This window comes from Mucilaginibacter sp. P5_A6, assembly GCF_056400585.1.
This window is the reverse complement of the sequence record NZ_JBFUKZ010000008.1, coordinates 266898-288174: the sequence shown is the minus strand read 5'-3', so window position 1 is coordinate 288174 and position 21277 is coordinate 266898. Positions and strand designations below refer to the sequence as shown.

Genomic DNA, 21277 nt, shown 5'->3' with positions numbered 1-21277 from the left:
AGTAATTTACTGCGCCTCCCTTTTTTTTCTGTTTTTTTGATTATGTATGACGTGTTCATTCAATAATTATCTTTTTATAAAAGCGGATAGCATTATAAATCCTGAATTTTTTTATCCAAAAAATATCTTGTTAAGTTTTGTATATCAACACCAATAGTCAATGTTTTTAAATATTTTGATATCCGGCAGCGCTCCAAATTCATTCCATATTAAAGTTAAACTTTTTTATTAATTCGTAGGATATACTTCCAAATATTGATGGCCCCATGCCTGCTTCCGCCAGTTTATATGATCGTTTGATGCTCACAGGTGGTTTTTTGGACAATCATTTCCATCGTAATTATTAATTGTAAATGTATGCTTTCTCGCCCGGGTACAAAATACCAACTGCTTTGTATTGTGTGCCTCACTGCTGCTCCATAAAATTGTGTAATTAAAAACAAAAAAAAATCACGATGAAATAAGTGTTGACTTAGTTTACACTTTATGCTAAAACACTTTGATTCACATTGTTTTACCTAAAAATAAAAGCATATGAACAGCTATTCAGATTATTTAATTTACTGCATCCCCCTTATCTTTATTGTATTGTCGCATATGTACAAACTTAAATTCAACAGGTTAAAGGGTACAGGCAAGGTGACCTATATTATTGGCGCCAAACAGCGGCAAAGCTTATTTTTAGCCCTGGCTATATTATCTGCATTGATCATAATTATTACAAAGTTTGATTTTTTTTCGCAAAACGAATATCCGGCTTTGTAAAAAAAAGCGCGGCTATTCAACTATTATACAAAAGCAGGTAAGTAAAGGGAACATACCTGTTGGCAGCATAAGCCTGTAAAACCTATAAATCGCTGGTAGCCATTGCGGTTTTGCGGGTAGGATTGAATTTACTATCTTTAACTGGGAACATATACCCGGATATGAAATACCTTTTTTCTCTTTTGCTTCTTTTGGCTATAATTCCGTGTTCCGGTCAAAATATTGATAGTTTAAAAAAAATAGTTTTCAGTAAATCCTCCGCTCAAAAACGTTTAAACGCTGCCACACAAATTACAAGTTATTCATCCCCAAAAAAGCCGAACGAAACCATTGCAATTGCAAAGGTGGGGTTAAGCCTTGCGACCAAACTAAATAATAGAAAAGCTGCTGGTTTAATACTAAGAGATGTAGGAAAAGCTTATTACCTGGAAGGCAACTACGATTCTACGGCCAATTATTATGATAAGGCCGCAGGCGTTCTTGGTACAATACACCAGGAAGATGTTTTGGCAGATAACTATACTCAATTGGCAACGCAATATGTTAAATTAAAGAATTACGATAAGRCTATTGAATTTTACAACAGGGTAATTTCATATGCTCCTAAAACCGGATCGCGGAGTATGCTGATAGCTGCTTTAAACCAGGTTGCATTATTATACGAAGCCAAACACAACTACCGGGAGGCTTTAAATTATTTCAGACAATCCTTTGATATAAGTGATTCTTTGGATTTTGTTAAAAAAGCGAAAGAAAATACATCCGAAGCTTACAGCCATAATTTTATGGTGGATGTTATGGGAAGTATTAAACAAAAAAATGAATCGGTAGGGGATATTTTAAAAACTATAGATACAAAAAGAGCTTTGAATGATACCCTGGCGCTTACCATCAGTTACTTTAACCTGGGGTTGTTATACAAGAGTAAAAGAATGTACCCCCAATCGCTGGATGCTTTACAAAACTGCTTACAATATGCAACTAAAATAAATTATGCAGACATGCAAAGCAGCGCTGTAAATGAGATTGCTGATTTGTACGGGCAAACGGGTGACTACCGCCAATCGCTTGTTTATTTAAAAAAGCGTATGGCATTAAATGCTTTGGGTAACAACAAAAATTCAAAAACCATTGATGAGTTGCAAACTAAATATGAGATAACACAAAGGGAAGACCAGCTATTGCAACAGCAGTTTGAGATAACAAAACGTAATTATTGGATGACGGGCATATTTGTTGTTATACTGTTGATGCTTTTAATAGGTTTTATTTATTATAAGCAAATGCAGCTAAAGCAACGCAACATTGCTATGCAGGCCATAATTAAAACCGAAGAAAGCGAACGAAGAAGAATTGCACAGGACCTGCACGACAGTGTAAGCCAAACGATGTCTGCCGCCAAAATTAACTTAACCGTTATTGGCGGCGAATTGCCTTTTGTAAACGATGAACAAAGAAAACGATTTGAGAAAGCAATTAACCTGGTTGATTACGGTTTTAGGGAAGTAAGAACAATATCACATAACATGATGCCCTGGGCGCTTCATAAAACAGGCCTGGCCCAGGTAGTTAAACAATTTATTGAGAACATTGAGAATGATGCCATTGTTATAAATTTTTTCAGCACGGGCTTTGATTTGCCTTTTGATGATACTACAGAAATTATTTTATACAGGGTGTTACAGGAAAGCGTAAATAATGTAATGAAACATGCAAATGCAGGCAGGCTTGATATTTCATTGATTAGAGACAAAGAGAGCATTAGCTTAACTATTGAGGATAATGGCCAGGGGTTTGATGCAGCCAACCCCGAAATATACAAGGGAATGGGCCTGAATAACCTGCGATCGCGAATTAATTTTTTAAATGGTAAGGTTGAACTGGATTCGCAGGTGGGTAAAGGCACGCTGGTATCAGTTTATATTCCGGTTACCAGTAAAACCCTATAAATTATACTGTAACATAAACCTGGAAAGCTCTACCGGGTTTTTCAAATTCAGCTTTTGCATGATGTTTTTCCGGTGCGTTTCAACTGTATAAATGCTCAGGTGAAGATGATCAGCCATTTGCTGATTGGTAAAATCCTGTTTAATAAATTGTAATAGTTCGGTTTCCCTTTTGGTTAGCTGGAATTGTTTTAAAAATGGGTCTGATTCATCAAACGTTGAATTTACAACAGGTGGCTTGTATGGAAAACATAACTGGCCTTGTCCCACTAAACGCATTACCTTTAACAATTCACTCTTTTCGGCATTTTTAAATATATAACCGTTGGCCCCCCCGGCTTTTGCTTTTTCAATCAGATGCTCTTCATTATAGGTAGAAAGCATGATCACCTTAATTTTCGGATAATAAGATTTTACCCGTTTAAGCACCTCAAAGCCATTAATACCCGGCATGTTTATATCAAGCAAAATGAGGTTGGGTGTGCTGGTATGTAATAACCCCAGCACTTCCTTGCCATTGGCCGCAATATTCATGATTTCGATATCAGGCTCATTTTGCAGTAGCATACAAAGCCCGTTTATAAATAAAGTATGATCATCTGCTATGATCACTGTTAATTTTTCAGCTGTCATTTCCATGGTGCTATTTATTTATAAATCTATGCTTTCTCACCAATGCAAAAAAATACCAACTGCTTTGTATTGTGTGCCTTGCCGCTGCTCCATAAAATTGTGTTATTAAAAACAGAGAAGATACCATGAAAAAATCGCACTTATTTACTCCCGGATGAAGCCTGTAAACCATGGGTACAATATACACATTCACCTATCATATTTAATAAGAACCTATTAACCTCAAAAAGCAATGCAATACTTTATCACTACAATTGTAATAATGCTGTTTTGTATAACAGCCCTTGCCCAGGAGAAATCTTCAGAAAATACAATAATCCTGTCGAGGCCTGAAACTAAACCATTAAAACCTGTCAAACCACAGGAAAACCCGGTAACAGCATATGCCGATGCTCCTAAATTTGTTTCGCCTATGTCTTTACAGATCCTCGTTGGCAGCCAGGGTATAGGGGCTGATGTTAAATATGGGTTTTTACCAAATCTATCAGGCCGGCTGGGTTTTGGCATTATCCCGGTAAATGCAAGCCGGGCTTTTTCATTTTCGTCATTTCCGGTACAAGGTAATTTATCAACAAGATTCTCTAACCTGCATTTACTGGCCGACTATTCGCCTTTTAAAAGCCAAAGCTTCCGGTTTGTGGGCGGTGCCTCATACCTTACAAAAGGTAAGGCCACTGCCATAATAACACCATCGGGCGGTTATAATATTGGAAGCCGGTCGCTCACCAAAGATCAAATTGGTGTAATACATGCTGATGTAACATGGAAAGGTGTTGCGCCCTACTTAGGCTTTGCTCTTTTCAGAAGCTTTCCACACAGGCTTTTAAACGTCAACCTTGATGTTGGCACTTATTACATTTCCAGCCCCGGCACTTCATTTAGCGGAACAGCATTATTATCAGAAAATGATACTAATGCTCAGCAATTTAATAAAAACATGCAAAGCTACCGCTGGCTGCCTGTAATTCAACTCAACTTTAATTTCAGAATCAAATAATATCACTATGAAAATCACCTTTAAGCTTAAACCGCAATTCCGTTCAGGAAAGGAGACTGGGTTTCTTATAACTGTCTTTTTACTGATTATGTTACCATTATTAATTCTTTCAATTAACAGCTGCAAAAAACCTAATGAGGGGATATCTCTCACCCTTAACGAGAGCAGGCTCACCAAAGCGCCTGTATTATTGCATTTTGCAAACGCAAACAGCAACTCAGGCAATCAGCCGGGAAATTTTGATGTTAAAATATCCGGTAAGGATGCTGCGCTTGTACAAATGGATGGAGGGGCTACTTCAAACTTTAAAGCCTCGCATGGCTTGTTGCCATTATCGCTTACCGGGAATGCCGCTCCATCGACATCGGCACCGGTTACATTTAATGTTTCGGCCGAAATTCCTGGCTTTGCTCCCATAGTGCAAACTGTTACTATTACAAAAGATACGGCTACAATTGTTGATGTTGGTGTTGTTGAATACGCTAATCCACCCGGCGGCACAGCTGTTTTGGTTACTACTTCGCCATTATCGGGCGGAATTTCTGATGGCGCCACCCTGAATGTGCCTCAAAGGGCCGGTATGGTTGAAACCGCTCAAATTAAAATTCAGCCGGGCACCCAAATGTTTGATGCCAGTGGCGGGGGCATAAGTGCAGCGCAACTAACATCAAGCATTGTTGACTACAGCGCGGTTTCTCCTACTTCGTACGGATCATTTCCCGGAGGCTTTAGTCCTACCAACGTTTTAGATCAATCGGGCAGGCAGGTTAATGACGGCAATGCCATTAACTTTGTGTCAGCGGGCTTAATATCTATAAAAATGTCGGCAGCCGGTACACAGGTTAGGGGCTTTTCAAAGCCAATACAAGTGAGCATGAAGCTTGACCCAAATACCACAAATTTTGTTACAGGCAGCAATATAAAAGCAGGGGACACTGTTCCTTTGTGGAGCCTTACAGAGGAAACAGGCCAGTGGAAAAGCGAAGGGAATGTAACTATAACAAACGATGACAATGGTAACCTAACGGCCAATTTTGAAACTTCGCACCTCTGCTGCTTTAATCTCGACTGGAGCTGGGCAGTTGCCGGGCGTTCATACGGCACTTGTTATAAGCCTTTAACCGTACGCATCCATTGCGGAGCAGGCAACAGCGGTATTTACGATGTAACCATAGTTACACCTAATAACCAGTACCTGGCGGGCGCCCATGGCGAATTTGTGCATGATGGTGATGTAGTAGTGTTTCCTTATGTACCTGATATTGCACAATGTAAGGTAGTGATCAGCAGCTTCAACTTATATCTTAATCCGCGTTTACCTATACTTGCACAAACAGGGTTATTTAATCCATGTAGCCAGGGTTCGGTCGATTTAACTTTTGGTGTTCCTGCTTCTCCTTCGCTTATTAATGTAAACCTTAATATTATGGGTTATTGCAGCAATAAAAATGTGAATCTTTTGCCTTCGGGATGGTTTTTTCTGTATGATGCAGGTGCTGCAAAAATCAATCAAAACGCATGGACTTATGCCTATGTAAACAGGGGAGTCATCCGGTATGCCTTTGGTACGGGTATTACCGGAAGCAATGGCAAATACAGCATCAAATTATTTAACGGCGACCAGTATTATATGTACGCTTATAATAGCTATATATGGTACGAATCGCCGCTGTTTACAATGGCGCCCCGAAACTTTTTGTTCCCGTCAATTAATGGGATAAACGGCTCGGCCATATACGATACAGGCAGCAATACCTTAAATATTACCGCAAAATTTAGTTTGCACTGTCGTTAAAAAATGTTTGTTGGTTAAATTAGTAGGGCGAAACCCTGTCAATAGCAATATTGCAGGGTTTCTTATTTTATAATAAATTTTCATCGGTTTAATTATGATATTGAACCTAAGGAGTACAATTGCATCTCCCTTAATATCCGATAAGACAGATAAGGATAGTAACACCATCAGATTAGTTTAGGTTTGATAAGCCATTATACCCGAAAATTCCGGAACCTATGCTGTTATTCAATTTTCCTGGAAAAGAGAATTGTTGGTTGTTTATAAAATTCTAAATGGATACCAAAGACATGATGCAAAAACAAATTAAGCTTCTCCTTCTGTTATGCCTGCTCAATACGCATTACTTATATGCTCAAATAATAGCGGGAACTTTACCCGTTAAGTTAGCTTGTGAATTAATGCCCGATCCATTAGGTATTGACATAAAAAATCCCGGCCTGAGCTATATTTTAAAATCATTTCAAAAAAACCAGAGAGGTGTACATCAAACAGCCTATCAAATATTGGTATCCAGCACTCCTGGTTTCAAAAAGGGGGGCGATTTATGGGACTCAAAAAAAGTGACGAGCGATCAAATGGCATACATCCAGTACAAAGGTAAAGCGTTAACATCCGGACAGAAATGCTGGTGGAAGGTAAGGATTTGGGATCAGGCTGGTCATCAATCTTCCTGGAGCAAAACGGCAAACTGGACTATGGGCATCCTCAGCCTCAATGATTGGAAAGCCAGCTGGATAAGCGCACCTGGCGCAGAAAAATATGCCTTAAGCCCGGTTGGTTTTAAATCTGCTAATGCTGAATCAGCGGGTGTAAACAAATGGGCCCAGGTTGACCTGGGTAAGTCTTCCTCCTTTTCTGAAGTAATGCTGTATCCCATGTTTTTCGCTGATCAGGCGGGTTATGCTTTCCCCGTGAGATATAAAGTATCAGCTTCTGATGACCCATCCTTTAAAACAGAAACCTCTATAGCCGATTTTACCAGGGAGGATTTTAAGAATCCCCGTTTTTCCCCGGTTCATCTTCCAACAAAAGATATCACCGGGAGGTATGTACGCGTTACTGCAACCCAGCTTGCTCAAAAGGAAACCGGTTATTCCTTTGCTTTAAGACAAATTGAAGTGCTTTCAGGAGGGAAGAACATAGCTGCCGGTAAACCGGTAGCTGCCCTGGACAGTGATGACAGTAATGGATTTTCCAAAATAAACCTTACAGACCGGGTTAGCGATTACAAAGATTTCCCCAATTACTCCTCCATGCTTTTGCGGAAGGAATTCAGCGTGAAGCCGGCCCTTGTTCGGGCAACCATCAATATAAGTGGCCTTTCGGCATATGAACTGACTATTAACGGCCATAAAATTGGTGATTACCTGCTTACACCGGGATGGACAGATTATCGTAAAACAAATTTGTACGATACCTACGATGTTACCCAACAGCTAAAAAAAGGCGACAATGCTATTGGCATTATGTTGGGTAACAGCGTTTATAATATACAGCCGGATACAACAAGGTATGTGAAGTTCCTGACAACATTTGGCCCTGCCAAGGCTATAGCACAGCTAAAGCTGGAATATGCTGATGGTTATGCCGAGACCGTGATAACAGATAAAAGTTGGAAAGCATCGCCCGGACCTGTAACTTATTCCAACTTATACGGCGGTGAGGATTTCAATGCAAATCTTGAACCGCATGGATGGAACAACGCAGGTTTTATAGCAGGCAAACACTGGGTGCCTGCTTTGGAAACTTCCGGTCCGGGAGGCACGTTAAAAGGCCTTTCTGCAGCTTCGCCTCCTGTAAAAGCCATTGATTCTATCTCCCCCGTTAAAATAAACAAGATCAGCGATCATGTCTGGATCTATGACTTTGGTCAGAATGCCTCCATGATGCCGGCACTCCGGGTTAGCGGGCCTAAAGGATCAAGGGTTCGTATGATACCATCAGAGCTGCTGGGAGAAAACAGCCTGGTTGACAGGCGTTCTGCAACACAGGATGGGGTAAGGCCCGCCTGGTGGGAATATACGCTGGCTGGAACTGGGGATGAAAAATACTTTCCTAAATATTTTTACCAGGGAGCCCGTTACCTACAGGTGGAATTGTACGCCCCGGAACAGGGCGGGAATTTGCCAAAGGTTGGACAGTTAACCGACGTGATTGTTCACTCATCATCCAGGCCGGTAGGCAATTTTGAATGCTCCAATACCTTATTCAATAAAATTTACAACCTGGTACGCTGGGCACAGCGCAGCAACATGATGAGCCTGATGACCGATTGCCCACAGCGTGAAAAAATGGGCTGGCTGGAAGAGAATCACCTCAACGGTCCTGCGTTAAGGTATAATTATGATATGGCCTTGTTGTTCAGGAAAACAATGAATGATATGGCGGATGCGCAACTGGAGAACGGTTTTGTGCCGAACATTGCCCCTGAATATTTTATAGCAGGCTCCCCATCGTTAACCAACGGGATGAGGAATTCACCGGAGTGGGGAAGTTCCTTTATCATTGTGCCGTGGCAGCAATACCTGTTCTCGGGAGATGTGTCATTGTTAGAGCGGTACTATGACCGCATGAAACGATACGTTGAATTTTTATCCAAAGAATCCGTCAATAATATCATTCACACTGGTTTGGGTGATTGGTATGACATAGGCCCCAAAGAACCCTGGGGTTCACAACTTACACCGGTATCATATACCGGAACGGCAATATATTATTATGATAACTGGATCATGTATAATATCGCTAAAAAGCTGAATAAAACTGCGGATGCCGGACTATTTAAGAATGCATCGGAGCAGATTCGTATGGCTTTTAATAAGGAATTTTACAAGCAGGCAACCGGAACCTATTCAACCGGTTCGCAGGCCACCAGTGCCATGGCTCTTTTCTTTAATTTCACAGAACCGGATAACCGCGAAAACTTACTGAAAAAGCTGGTTGATGATATTCACAATCATCAGGATAGTTTTACAACAGGGGAGGTTGCTTACCGCTTTCTGCTTCGCGCATTGGCCGATAACGGTCGTTCGGATGTGGTTTATGCTATGAATAATCAATCTGATAAACCGGGTTATGGTTACCAGATTAAGATGGGAGCCACCAGCCTTACCGAAAAATGGGATGCAGGAGTAGGTAATTTTGGCTCACAAAATCATTTTATGTCCGGGCAGATTAATGAATGGTTTTTCAATAACCTGGTAGGGATCAGCCCGGCAGAAGATGGCCCCGGTTTCCGGAAATTTGTAATCAAACCAGATTTTGTAGATGATTTAAATTGGGTGAAAGGTAGTTTTACTTCTATAAGCGGAGATATCAGCGTAGCGTGGAAAAGGATTGCCGGCCATTTAGAGGTGGATGTAATTGTCCCGGAAAATACCCATGCGCTACTATACCTGCCAGCTTCGGAACCAAAGCAGGTTTTTGAAAGCAATAAACCTGTATCTGAATCTGTTGGTGTCAAATTTTCCAAATCAGAAGATAACAAATTAGCGTATGATCTAACTTCTGGTAGATATCACTTTGTGGTTAAAAATAATTAATAAGCCTTTAAAACGTATTTCCTGATTGTAAATAATTTTAAGCGTTAACCTATTTTAATCTGAACGGATGCTCCTGAAAAAGTGAACACTATAAGCTTTATAAAGAAAACGCTGTAAATAATTTATTTACGGCGTTTTTTTAATAGAATGTACCTGGCGGAGAGCTATGGATTTGTTTGCCTTAAATTGCTTTGATATTCAATATGTTATGCGGATTTTATTTCTTACTCACCGAAATACGCAACACTTTTAATTTACTTTGATATCGCTGCAAATGCTATGTTCAAAGGCAGTCAATATTGTGCTATTTATCAATTTAAAGTGCATAAGATAAATTTTTGATCCCTGATTCGAGCCCATGTCGACATCAAAATTAAATCCCTGTAGTTCAACTTTAATTTTTATAAGGCCGTCTGCGCCTCATGAAATCGCTGCTACCTGGCCTTCAAATCGTTTCATATATTTCGTTTATCGTTGTTAATATTAAGTCATTGAGGCAAACCTATTTTGGCTTTTTCCCCTGGTTTTCTTGCCAGTACATTTGAGTTACTATCAGCCATCCTATTCAACTATCACCCGTACTCGTGCAAGGTTTTGGATACGGGTAAAAGGATTTGTGACGTTGCCTTGCCGCTGTGACACACCCTTCAATGTAACGAAATAAGTTCCCGGCCTGGGAAACGTGTAGGTGGCCTTCAGTGTTACATTTGAACCTGTTTTATTCGTTGGTATAAGCGTGCCTTTAACCGGAAAGGTGCCATTCCCCTCAAAATCCCACGCTGCTGCTATCACTTTGCCGGCGTGCGGAGGCACTTCAATTGTGCCATTAAAAGCCACTGGCTCACCCGGCTTCACTTCAGCCCGGTCGGTGCCGTTGGCCTGCAACGTTACAACCGGCTGTATACCTTTGCGCTCCCCTGCAGAAGCAGGTACGACAACTTGCCCATCCACTATTTTATAATTTGTAGTTGCTGCAGGGGCAAGTCCTTTTTCCACCCAGGCACTTAAATCAAGCAGGGCCTGGTGTAACACAGCGACGTAGCTGACCACGTGGGTTGGAGCATCGGGATTTGATAAGTCGCCGTGATTGGCGTGGTCAGTAAACCATAGCCGGAAGTTGTTATCCAGGCTGGCGCCCATGTTTTCCTGCAGTTTGGTCCGGTACCAGTCCGCTTGCCAGGGGAAAGCTTCGCTGTCCCACAACGATTCCACCAAAATCATCTTGCCCTTGAATTTGCCCTTGGGCAGCACTCCGGAAGCAGATTGGGTAAATATTGGCCCCAGCAAAACGGGACGTTGCGGATATATGGGCTTGCCGGCAGAATCACGAAACTGATCCCATACATAATATTCTTTACCGGGCACCTGGTGACGATGATAAGTTTGTACCGCGAGAAAATTCGAATTATCTACCTGCACAGTGTCTCCTGGCTTTACCCGGGCAAGCAAAGTGGGGCTGTTGGTAGGGCTAAGAACAACTTTATCATTCGCGGTTTTGGTCAATTGCAAAACCTGACCGGCAGCTGCTCCACTTTTTATGATTAAATCCCCACCGATAAAATTAACATCAGGCAGTATGTCCTCCAACTGAAATGCAACAGGCATTGTTCCTTCCTTTTCACCCATGCTCTTCCAGGCAGCATCGGCAGTCCCTTTTTCCTGAGCTGAAAGTGATTCGGTTAATCCTAACTTGACAGCTTCGTCATTCGTTACACCGGATTTTATCCTACTTACTTTTTGTATTCGTGCTTTTAAAAGGGATGCGGGCGGATTAGCCCCCAGATAGCCGGGAACGTGCCAGAAATCCTCCTTGAAATACTTTGAATCAAACCTGACTATACTCTGGTAAAGAACTAAAAAACCGTGAACGCCCATTGTTTTATATGCGAACCAGGCCTTTGGCGGAAAACCCATTTTGGTTGCCTCTTGCAATGCTCCCTTTTCTTCGGCGTTGAGCCCGGCGTCTACTGCCACCCTGCTTCCAGGTTCCAACGCGTCTACAATGCCTGGAAGTTTGTCATGTAGTATCCGCATCGCATTCATGCGTACGGTGAAGACGTTGGGGATAGCAACAGGCGAACCCATAACAAACGGAACAACTCCGTCCCATACACCTTCGGTGTTTTCAACGCTGCCAAGTGTCCGATAAGCACCGCCACTACCACCAAAACCATAGCCGTATGGCCGTTTTTCGTTGCGATAAACCTGGCCCGCAACCACCCGTGAAAATTGGGCTGAAGCTGCATTGGCACGGTAAGCTCCGATGGTAGGGTCGGCATTAAATTTAGGCTTAGAAAAATCAATTTTTCCGCCACCATTCGTCTCGATAAAATATGCACCACTATTACTGGAGAAGCTTATCATGTCGTCCTCTCCCTTTGCATTTTGTGCAAGGTTTTCATTGTCCGGGAAAGGAGTAAAGTATTGAAAAAACCTTCCTTGATACTGTTCTTTTGTCGGAAAGTAAAAAGAGAAACGGGTTTCAGTCCCCTTGAAGCCTCCGTGAACATAACGGTGGCGTACAGGTTTATCCCGCCATTCGTCCAAGTCCACAAAGGGTTCTTTGAAAAGCGAATCTTTTGTTTTGAAATTTTTAGCAAGTTCCTGGCTTAACTGTGGCAGATTGTTTTGTGCCTTAACAACAGAAGAATAGGTAAGTGCCAGACAAAATAATAGTTTATAAAAATTTATATATCGCATACACAATGATTTTTATTGGTTTACTTTTTAATTATCATTATTTCTCATCGGAAATTCCACAATCCAATAACAATGAAATTTGCCCAATCGGAAAACAGAAGGATTCACTATTAAATTGCACCATTTTACCTTTGCTTAGTCCCATCCCAAAATCTTAATAATTGAAAACTTAAAAAAATACTCCTTTTGCCATTTTTGATACACTATTTACATCCCTTAATTTAAAGAAGAACTATGGTTATCCATGCATATCATCCTATCCTATTTGTTACGAATCCGAAAATCTCTTTTAATTTTTTCCGGGATCGTCGGGACTTCGGGTAGACAAGTATATCAATAGATATTCGTTACTTTGATCGCGCCCCTGTTCACCTGGCAACCTCGTATTATGATAGCATAATTATTTTATATTTGAATAACGTATTCGAATAGCTACTTATAACACCAGCTTGTTCCGTTTTCAATGAAGAAAGTTTTTAAAGAGCTCGCTCAGCCAATTGACGTCAGTTTTATTGTAAAACAAGAGATTGCGACACAATTTTCCGACCGGTTTCATTTTCATAATGGTTACGAATTTATCTATATTATACACGGACGGGGGAAATTTTATGGCGGCAATATGGTAATGAATTTTACCGAAGGGGATGTCTATTTTTTCGGTCCGATGTTTCCCCATTGTTTTGTAGTAGAACGATCCTCTGTGCTCAGACGTGAAGAAGCTCACGCGGTTATTATTCAGTTTAAACACGACTTCTTAGGCAGAGATGTTTTTGAAAAACCTGAATTTCATAAGGTGAAAAAGTTATTGCAGATTGTTCAATCATCCGGGTTTAAGTTCACTTCACCGAACAAAGCTACAGAGGGATTATTTACTGAATTAACCAAACCAGGATTGAAACCGATTTTGCTTTTACTGGATCTGTTAGACCGTATAACACTGCTCCCAGATAATAAGGTAAAGATGTTGCCACTCGGGCCATATGGAACCATTGAAAAGCAACATGGTTTCTCAAAACTGAACGACGTTTACCGGTATGTGTTGGAGAATTTCAAAGAGGAAGTAAGTTTCCAAAAAGCAGCCGCATTGGTATTCATGAACGAAGCTGCCTTTTGCCGCTATTTCAAAAGGCAGGCAGGAAAAACGTTCTCTCAATTTGTTAATCAAGTGCGGGTTATTCATGCCACCTCCCTTTTACACGATAACAACCAAAGCGTCGCCAAAATATGCTATGAATGTGGATTCAACAATCTATCCAATTTCAATCGACAATTCAAAATAATTACCGGCCAATCACCCCTTGTTTATCGAAAACAATGTAACAAATCATAATTATCAGGATAGATAATCAGCTCTTCGGCTATTTATAGGGATTTGATGAATAAATAAGGGATTTGCTTTAAAATACAAAAAAGCCTGTAATTGTTTGATTTGCAGGCTTTTATTGTGTTTTGTTATCGAATTTGCGGAGAGGGAGGGATTTGTTTTAACCCTAATTTTCTGCGCTTATTTGATATCTTGAATGGTTTTCAATTTCGCACTCACCGAATTACTCACCAATTTTTATTTATAAGTATATAGCTGCAAATGCTATATTCAAATATACGAAAAAGGGGGGAAATAATTCTCTTTATTCATGAAAACGCCTGTTCGAATTGAATGGATTACTCAAAGCCCCCTATAGTCGGAGGCAACCAATGATAGATTGACTCCCGTCCTTAAATCAGTAAATCGTCTTTTAAAAACCATTAAAGTCACTAACACCGGAGGAATGCAATAACAGATATTAAACCCATTCCATATTCTTTGAATTGAAATAAATTTCTCGAGAAGTTTATTTGGCAGAGTTTTATAAAGGAGTTCAGTAATTCACTAAATATCAACTGTGTAACGTGTATCAGTGTCCCTATATTAAAGCTGATACGATAAGCATAAACATAACGATCGTCATAAAACCTTTCTTAAACTGTCAACCAGCTCTCCAATACTTCCGTTTTGCTGATTTCTAAAAGCCAAATCGGTATAAAGAGTAGCGCAATATTTACTGGATGATTTTAGAGCCTTCCATTCCGACCATAAATGGTCGTAACGGTTAATGGCCTGCTTAATTATCCCTATATTGAAACTGCCGCTCCGTTTTGCGATGCCGTTTTCTATCATCAATATCCACATCTGCTCGATCAGTTCATATTTTATCCGGCCATAAGTACAGGACACTTCAACAGCTTCCTGATCAGCTGCATTGTTTACATGGATTTGTTTCGATAACGCTTCAATCTGCCTCCATATGGCTGAAGCCTCTGCTTTTTCAGCCAACATTTCTCTCTCTCTCTTTTTATTAATGATTTCATCGACTATATTTTTGTTTTCTGCCGCTGAAAAATATTGATCACGACTCCACCAAACGGCATTAGACGTATAACTGTTCAATTGTCCTTTCCGCACCCCTTCTATGGTCAATAGATTTAACTGTCTGAACAGATCGGCTTCATAACCAGTTAACCCAAGCCTTTTAGCGAACTCATAAAAGATGGCTTCTTCGGACTTTTCGGGATGCTGCGCCCATTGCGAAAGCACGTATGTATTCAAATCTGCCCATAACTCATTAGTGATATACGGACCGTCCCATCCGCCTCCATTTGACCATGTCATTACTCCTTTTAATAGTCCTTTACCCAAAATATCTTTTATTCCCCGCGGTTTGTCTGGATCGTTAAGCTTTCCATTGAATTCGTGTCGCCCAAAAACGATTTCATATTTCGTCTCCGGCCAGCCGTCTATTACGCCTTTGGCCGTATAATACGGATGCGCACCTTTCCCATAAGCTTCCATCCTTGATTGCGCCTCCACTATTTGTGCATGGTTGCCGATGGCGAGTGTAGGATTAAATGGTGTCATGCGGTGAAAATCGTCCTGCTGATATTTAATGACAAAAATTAAATTAGGATGCGGTTTTATTAGATCGGTAACTGCCAGATAATAATCGGGGTTATTATGGAAATTATATCCAAAATCCCAAGTACGATAAAACAGCTTCTTATTGCGCTTTACACAAATCTCATCCCGTAAAATGTTTATCAAGGTCACCTGGTCTTCTATACCACTCTTGCCATCACGTATAGGCCCGCCTCCCATATGGTAAGGGGCATCCTGTAAATATGTTTCGCCAAAGCGAAGTGTCAAACCGTCCAGTTGAGGAAACCGTTCAAAAATGCCGGCGATCTGTGCACGGAGCATATCCTGGGTTCTTTTGCTTTGCATATCGGGCTTTCTCGACCGTTCGTCCATGCCGCCAGTCCCGGCTACCTTACCTTGTCCCGTTATTTCGCTGCCATATCTTGTCCACAAAGATTTTGGAAAAACAATGAAGTCGGTAAATGGATAAACACACATACCGGCCTTTTTACAGGCATTCAACTTTTTATCGATTTCCGCAGCTTTCGCCATTATCCATTCCCGCTCTTTACTATTTTCAGGAACAATGCCTTTTTCGTAATTATCATAAGTAATGGCGCAATTGACAAACCAATGGGTTACCATTCCATTAAAACCCTGCGATTTCATGTAAACCGGATCATTATACTTTGTTACATAAGGTACTTCCCCGGGGTTATTATGCACCATGTCCAGAATGTATGGAAGTGGCTGAACAGCTGACTGCGCAAATGCCTGTCCAATCATTATGGACAGGCATGCAATTAGTGTCAGATACTTAATTTTTATCTTAAAATTATCCATTTAAAATAAGCTTTGTTTTATTTAGTATTACACTAATAGCCAGGATTTTGAATTAATTTGGCGTCTTTGTTTCTTTCTATTTCACTTTGAGGTATCGGCCAAAGATTGTTGGTTGGTTTGATATTGGCAGCAACCGGATTGTGCGCTACATTTACGGTCCTATCGTAAACCAGATTAAGCCGGGCCAGAGTAAGCCGTCGCTTTTCTTCAACACCTAATTCGCGCATCCGCTCATCTAATATGTAATTAATATTGACCGCAGAAGATAATACGGGTGAGGCATTTGCCCTCGCTCTGACAACATTTATATCTTTTGCAGCGTTTTCCAACGATCCGGCACCGAGGTATGCTTCGGCACGTATTAAATAGGTCTCGGCCAGACGAAACATATATTGATTACAATATGTACCGCCTGCTGCAGAACTCAGTAAAAACGTGGACTTATTGATGAATAATCCATCCGGGTGTTTTCCCGGAGTTGTGCATTTGGACTGATAGGCGTAAAATGCCCTGCTTGGGACGGTAACTCCCGCTGGCGGATTTTCTGTCGAAACGTTCTGGCCAAAATACGCGGGTTTAGCCGGGTCGTTGTAGGTGAAAGTCCGGACAAAGTTATAATTTGAGTTTCTCATGTCATTACTAAAATCACTGGTCCAGATGGAATTGGTAAAATATCTTGTAGAAATGGCCCAGCCGATGCCCCTTCCACCGGTATAATCGGATACCGGCCATAAAAACGGTTTTGCGCCACCGCTTAATGTAAGATCCCTGATTAAAGGTGCGTGCTGTCTTTCCAAACGGTAGCTACCGTTAATAGACGTAGCGGATGAAGAGCCTCCCGGCACATCGTTTTCAAATTGAATTACCCAGATAGCCTCTTTATTACCCGAACTACGATTTTGGTTCTTCGGCCTGAATAAATCCCAATAAACATCTCCCGGGTCTGCGCTTTGCGACCCAAATCTTGTTTTCATTAAAGCCATATTTCCATCATCGATTACAAGACTGGCCGTTGTAACCGCATTATTAAACTGCCCTGCGGCTAAATAAACTTCAGCTAACAAATGCTGAGCTGCCGTTTTGGATATTTGGCCATCTTGCACTGCCGAAATTGCCGGCAGGTTGGCAGCGGCAAACATCAGGTCGTCAATCACTTGTTTATAAACATCAGCCTGACTCGCCCTTACGAAATCCGTCTTAGGCGAAGTCACTTCCTTCAACACTAACGGAACCCCACCGTATAAATAGGCCAGTGTCCGATAGGCAAAACCTCGAAAAAACCTGGCATTCGCCTGAACAATATTAGCATCCGCACCAGTTACTGATGAGGATGGCAACCTGTTTAAAATGGTGTTCGCTTCTGAAATGATTTTATAGAGGTTAGTCCAATGGATTGTTAAATAACCATTACTCGGATTGGTTGAAACCGCGTAATCACTAAACCGCTGAGGGCCGCTTGGCTGGCCGTCGTATACCAGGTCCAATCCGTAGATGTAATCAAATGGACTTTGTTCATCGTAAGTATAAAACTCGGTACGAACTAAATTATATAAGTTATAAACAGAAGCGTTAAAGTCCTTTAAAGTGCTAAATGAATTGACCGTACTTGCAAAATCGAGTGGTTTTTCATCGAGGAATGTCTTCTTACATGATATTGTACTCAGTAACACAGTACACATCAAAATTTTATATAGATTTTTCATGTTTTAATAATTAAAAGGTAACATTTAATCCTGCGGAATACGCTTTAATAACCGGGGATGCTCCATAAGCAAAGCCCTGGATGGTTTCAGGGTCCCATCCTTTCCACTTCGTCCAAGTTGCAAGGTTCTTACCGCTCAGAAAAACACGCAGATTTTTTATTCCCACTTTGTTGATCAGTGCGCTACTGAAATTATAGCTGAGTGAAACCTCTTGGAGCCTTACGAAGCTTCTATTCTGATAGATGCCTGGATCGATAGCAGGCACACTGCCCGTGATGCGGTAAGTTGCATTTGGATTTGAAGGTGTCCAGTAATTGACTTCTTTAAACCAGTTATTTCTTATGGCATTATCTCCCTGCTGAATACCACCATCGCTCCATGGATTATTGTAGCCCAAATAGCCATTTTTTCCACCCTGTACAGAGTTGATAAATACAAATAACGAAAACTGTTGATAAGAAAACGTATTGCCTATACTAAACCTGTAAGCGGGTTCGGTATGCCCTAAAATTACCCGGTCATCTGATGTTATTTTACCATCGCCATTGACATCCACCAGCTTATTGCCGCCTGTGTAATAACCGCCCGGGGGCGTTTCTCCAATTTGCCATAAACCATCGGTTTTATAGTTGTAGATAGCACCCAAAGGTTGTCCGATAAACAGGTTGCTGGATACAAGGTCACCGGAGCCCAGTAATTTTTTGATCTTGTTTTTATTGGTTGCATAATTTAGTACAGTGCTCCATTGAAAATCCTTTACTTTAACGTTTATTGTATTTAATGTAAATTCAGCACCGGAATTATTTATTTCCCCAACATTGGTATTGATAGACGAGAATCCTGTAATTGTAGGGATGTTAACACTAAAAAGCAAATTATTGGTATTGGTATTGTAGTAATCCACAGCCCCACTTATCCGTCCATTGAATAACGAAAAATCTACACCAATGTTAATACCGGTTGTCGTTTCCCATGATAGGTTGTTGTTGGCTAATGTAGCTACCTGTTGGCCAAATAAGGTACTGCCGGCATCGCCGAAAACATAAGCAGCGCCCTGAGATACAGTAGCCAAAGAAGCATAACGGTTGGTTAAATTGCCATTGGAGCCATAACCCACCCGTAACTTTAAATTATCAAGCCAGTTGATTTTAAGAAAGGACTCATTACTGGCTACCCATGCAGCTGCCACTGATGGGAAAACACCAAATTTCTTATTACTGGCAAAGCCGGAAAATCCATCCCTCCTGATCGTAGATGTTAACAGGTATTTGCTTTTATAGTCATAACTCAGCCTGGCAGTTTGATAATTATAAGTCTCGCTATAAGCATTGGATGATATTTGCTGGATAAGTCCTTGTTGTAAACTATTATAACCCAACGATATATTGTTGTATCCCGCGCCTGAAGCAGATGTGGTTTCATACTTACGCTCTCTTGCGCCATAAACCATGGTTAAGTCAATTGAATGATCAGTACCAAAAGTTCGTTTATAATTTAGAATGTTGTCCAAAGTATAATCGTAAGTGGCATCATTAACTTTTGAAACCGCCCCTGTAAAATTAGCGGAGTATTGGTTAGCCATGTAATGTTGATTCCAATAATATCCGTTACCATAGTTCAAACGATAGGTAAGTCCTTTAACCTGAGGAATATTGAAAATCCCGTAAAAATTACCTGACAGTGTATTTCTGTGGTTATAATCACTTCCATAGGTACTTAAAAAGGGATTATTAATGGATGCATTGGGTGTCAAATTGATGGCTCCGGCAGGGCTGTATGGAGTGTTCAAAGGACTGTAAAGCATGATGCTTCGTAAATCTGGTGGGTTACCGGAATAATCAGCTAGTGAAGTAAATGCCTGCGCTCCGACAGTAAGCCAATCGAAAACTTTCGTTTCCAGATTGATTCTTACCGATTTCCTGTTGAACTGATCATTAATAACAAAGCCTTTTTGTTTGGTATAGCCGCCGGAAATGAAAAAATTGGTTTTTTCGGTAGCGTTACTCACACTTAGCTGCTGGTCATACAACAGGCCCGGATTAGTGGCTGCTTTGTACCAATTGTAATCGGTTCCATTGTCATAACCCGATACCTGCGTAGCATCTAATTTTGACCGGAGATCGAAGGCCGGATTTGGTGTAAGGTAATCAGGCGCTAAATAAGCTTGTCGCCAATTGATATCTTTTACTTTTTGTATAAACTCATTCCTGTCTAAAGGATGTAACTGGCTAGCTGGGTTCTGTGTAGCATAGGAAGATGAAAAGTTAATAACCGGCTTGCTGCCTGCTTTCCCTTTTTTTGTGCTGATCAACAATACGCCGTTTGCTGCTGATGCACCGTAAATGGCTTTACTGCTTGCATCCTTTAAGATATCGATGGAAGCGATGTCATTTGGATTAATGCTTGATATATCGCCACTATAAACAATTCCGTCCAGAACAATCAAAACATTTTGGGATCCGGAAATTGTAGATTGTCCTCTGATTTGAATCGTAGGCGACTGGCCCGCAGATGATACCTGTCCGATATTTAAACCGGGCACCGTTCCTTGCAACAACTGTACTAAATTAGTATTGGGCGATTGTCTGAATGACTCCAAATCGGCACGTGCAACTGAGCCGGTAATGTCCGATTTCTTTTGAGCGCCATAGCCAATCACGATAACCTGATCGAGGGATTTAAGGGAAGGCGTAAGTTTGACAGTCAAGTTTAGTTCTCCGTTTAACGCAATTTCCTGCGATTCATACCCGATAAAGGATACAACAATGGTAGCATGTTCCGGAACCGTGAACGTAAATAAACCCTCTGAATCGGTGACGACCCCAGTATTCGATCCCTTGACTTTAATTGTGACGCCTGGCAAGGTTTTTCCGTTTTCATCGAGGACTTTACCTTTTATTGTTACAGGCGGAATACCGATGTCTTTTGTAGCATCAGTTCCTTCCTTTCTTTTTAAAACCACAGTCTTATTGACAATAGAATAGGTGAGCGGCTGGTCCTTTAAAATCGCGTTTAGGGCTTGTTCAATATTTACATCCTGTAATTCAACAGATACCCTTATATTTTTGACAAACTTGTATTTGTAAAAAAAACTGTAACCGGTTTGCTTATGCAGCTTGGTAAACACTTCAGCTATTTGGATGTTCTTTTCTGAGAGCGTAACCATTTGCGCGTATCCTTTGGCGGATACTTGCACACAGGCAATAATTAAAAGGAGTGTAGTGAGTTTCATCACCAGAATGATTTTAGATGGAAAAATCCACCCAATGGCAGCTAATTTGCCACATAGTTTAAATTTCATACTTTTGTTAAGCTTGGGTTAGTAATGGATTCGTTTTTTGACTGGCCCGACGTAATTAGCCGAAAGTGTTGGAAGCACTTTCGGCTCTTTTTAGGCATGTGGGTAATTGTATAGCTATTTCTTCATATCATTGAGCTTTTGGTTTAACAATTGTTT

The 21277-nt window shown here is 40.9% G+C and carries 11 protein-coding genes; 6 read left to right on the top strand and 5 right to left on the bottom strand.

From position 1 onward, the window contains the following. Positions 1-534: 534 nt before the first annotated feature. Both AC1DO4_RS11435 and AC1DO4_RS11430 read left to right on the top strand, forming a co-directional pair. On the top strand, positions 535-765 hold the full coding sequence (locus tag AC1DO4_RS11435; RefSeq protein ID WP_477415831.1) for a hypothetical protein: 231 nt from the start codon (positions 535-537) through the stop codon (positions 763-765). Between the two features lie 161 nt (positions 766-926). Next, the gene (locus AC1DO4_RS11430) at positions 927-2714 is read left to right on the top strand and encodes a tetratricopeptide repeat-containing sensor histidine kinase (RefSeq protein ID WP_477415829.1); all 1788 of its coding nucleotides are present in this window, start codon (positions 927-929) and stop codon (positions 2712-2714) included. On the opposite strand, the gene AC1DO4_RS11425 is transcribed toward AC1DO4_RS11430, so the two are convergent. Next, entirely contained in the window at positions 2709-3350 is a 642-nt protein-coding gene (locus AC1DO4_RS11425) for a response regulator (RefSeq protein ID WP_477415827.1), read from the bottom strand. The genes AC1DO4_RS11430 and AC1DO4_RS11425 overlap by 6 nt on opposite strands. A 226-nt stretch (positions 3351-3576) precedes the next feature. On the opposite strand from AC1DO4_RS11425, the gene AC1DO4_RS11420 reads away from it, so the two are divergent. The 3 genes from AC1DO4_RS11420 to AC1DO4_RS11410 all read left to right on the top strand — a co-directional run bounded on the left by AC1DO4_RS11420 (position 3577) and on the right by AC1DO4_RS11410 (position 9681). Beyond that, entirely contained in the window at positions 3577-4341 is a 765-nt protein-coding gene (locus AC1DO4_RS11420; protein WP_477415825.1) for a hypothetical protein, read from the top strand. Positions 4342-4429: 88 nt separating this feature from the next. Further along, a complete protein-coding gene (locus AC1DO4_RS11415) occupies positions 4430-6136 on the top strand; it encodes a hypothetical protein (protein ID WP_477415823.1) in 1707 nt (568 codons plus the stop codon). A 275-nt stretch (positions 6137-6411) separates the two neighbouring features. Beyond that, positions 6412-9681, top strand: coding sequence for a family 78 glycoside hydrolase catalytic domain (locus AC1DO4_RS11410; RefSeq protein ID WP_477415821.1), 3270 nt, complete (start codon positions 6412-6414; stop codon positions 9679-9681). 561 nt (positions 9682-10242) lie between these two features. Here the strand turns inward: AC1DO4_RS11410 and AC1DO4_RS11405 are convergent. Continuing rightward, positions 10243-12381 carry a PKD domain-containing protein gene (locus AC1DO4_RS11405; protein ID WP_477415819.1) on the bottom strand — a complete coding sequence of 713 codons (2139 nt, stop codon included), beginning with the start codon at positions 12379-12381 and terminating at the stop codon, positions 10243-10245. A gap of 463 nt (positions 12382-12844) precedes the next feature. Here AC1DO4_RS11405 and AC1DO4_RS11400 point away from each other — a divergent pair, with 463 nt between their 5' ends. Then, complete coding sequence (locus AC1DO4_RS11400; protein ID WP_477415817.1) at positions 12845-13711, top strand: AraC family transcriptional regulator; 867 nt, start codon at positions 12845-12847, stop codon at positions 13709-13711. 615 nt (positions 13712-14326) lie between these two features. Here the strand turns inward: AC1DO4_RS11400 and AC1DO4_RS11395 are convergent. From AC1DO4_RS11395 to AC1DO4_RS11385, 3 genes are read right to left on the bottom strand one after another with little or no spacing between them, the layout of a single operon-like run. After that, positions 14327-16117 carry a hypothetical protein gene (locus AC1DO4_RS11395; protein WP_477403912.1) on the bottom strand — a complete coding sequence of 597 codons (1791 nt, stop codon included), beginning with the start codon at positions 16115-16117 and terminating at the stop codon, positions 14327-14329. Positions 16118-16149: 32 nt separating this feature from the next. Beyond that, positions 16150-17820: a RagB/SusD family nutrient uptake outer membrane protein gene (locus tag AC1DO4_RS11390; RefSeq protein ID WP_188834281.1), complete on the bottom strand. Its 1671-nt coding sequence runs from the start codon at positions 17818-17820 to the stop codon at positions 16150-16152. Positions 17821-17830: 10 nt separating this feature from the next. Then, positions 17831-21121, bottom strand: coding sequence for a TonB-dependent receptor (locus tag AC1DO4_RS11385; RefSeq protein ID WP_477415815.1), 3291 nt, complete (start codon positions 21119-21121; stop codon positions 17831-17833). Positions 21122-21277: the final 156 nt, after the last annotated feature.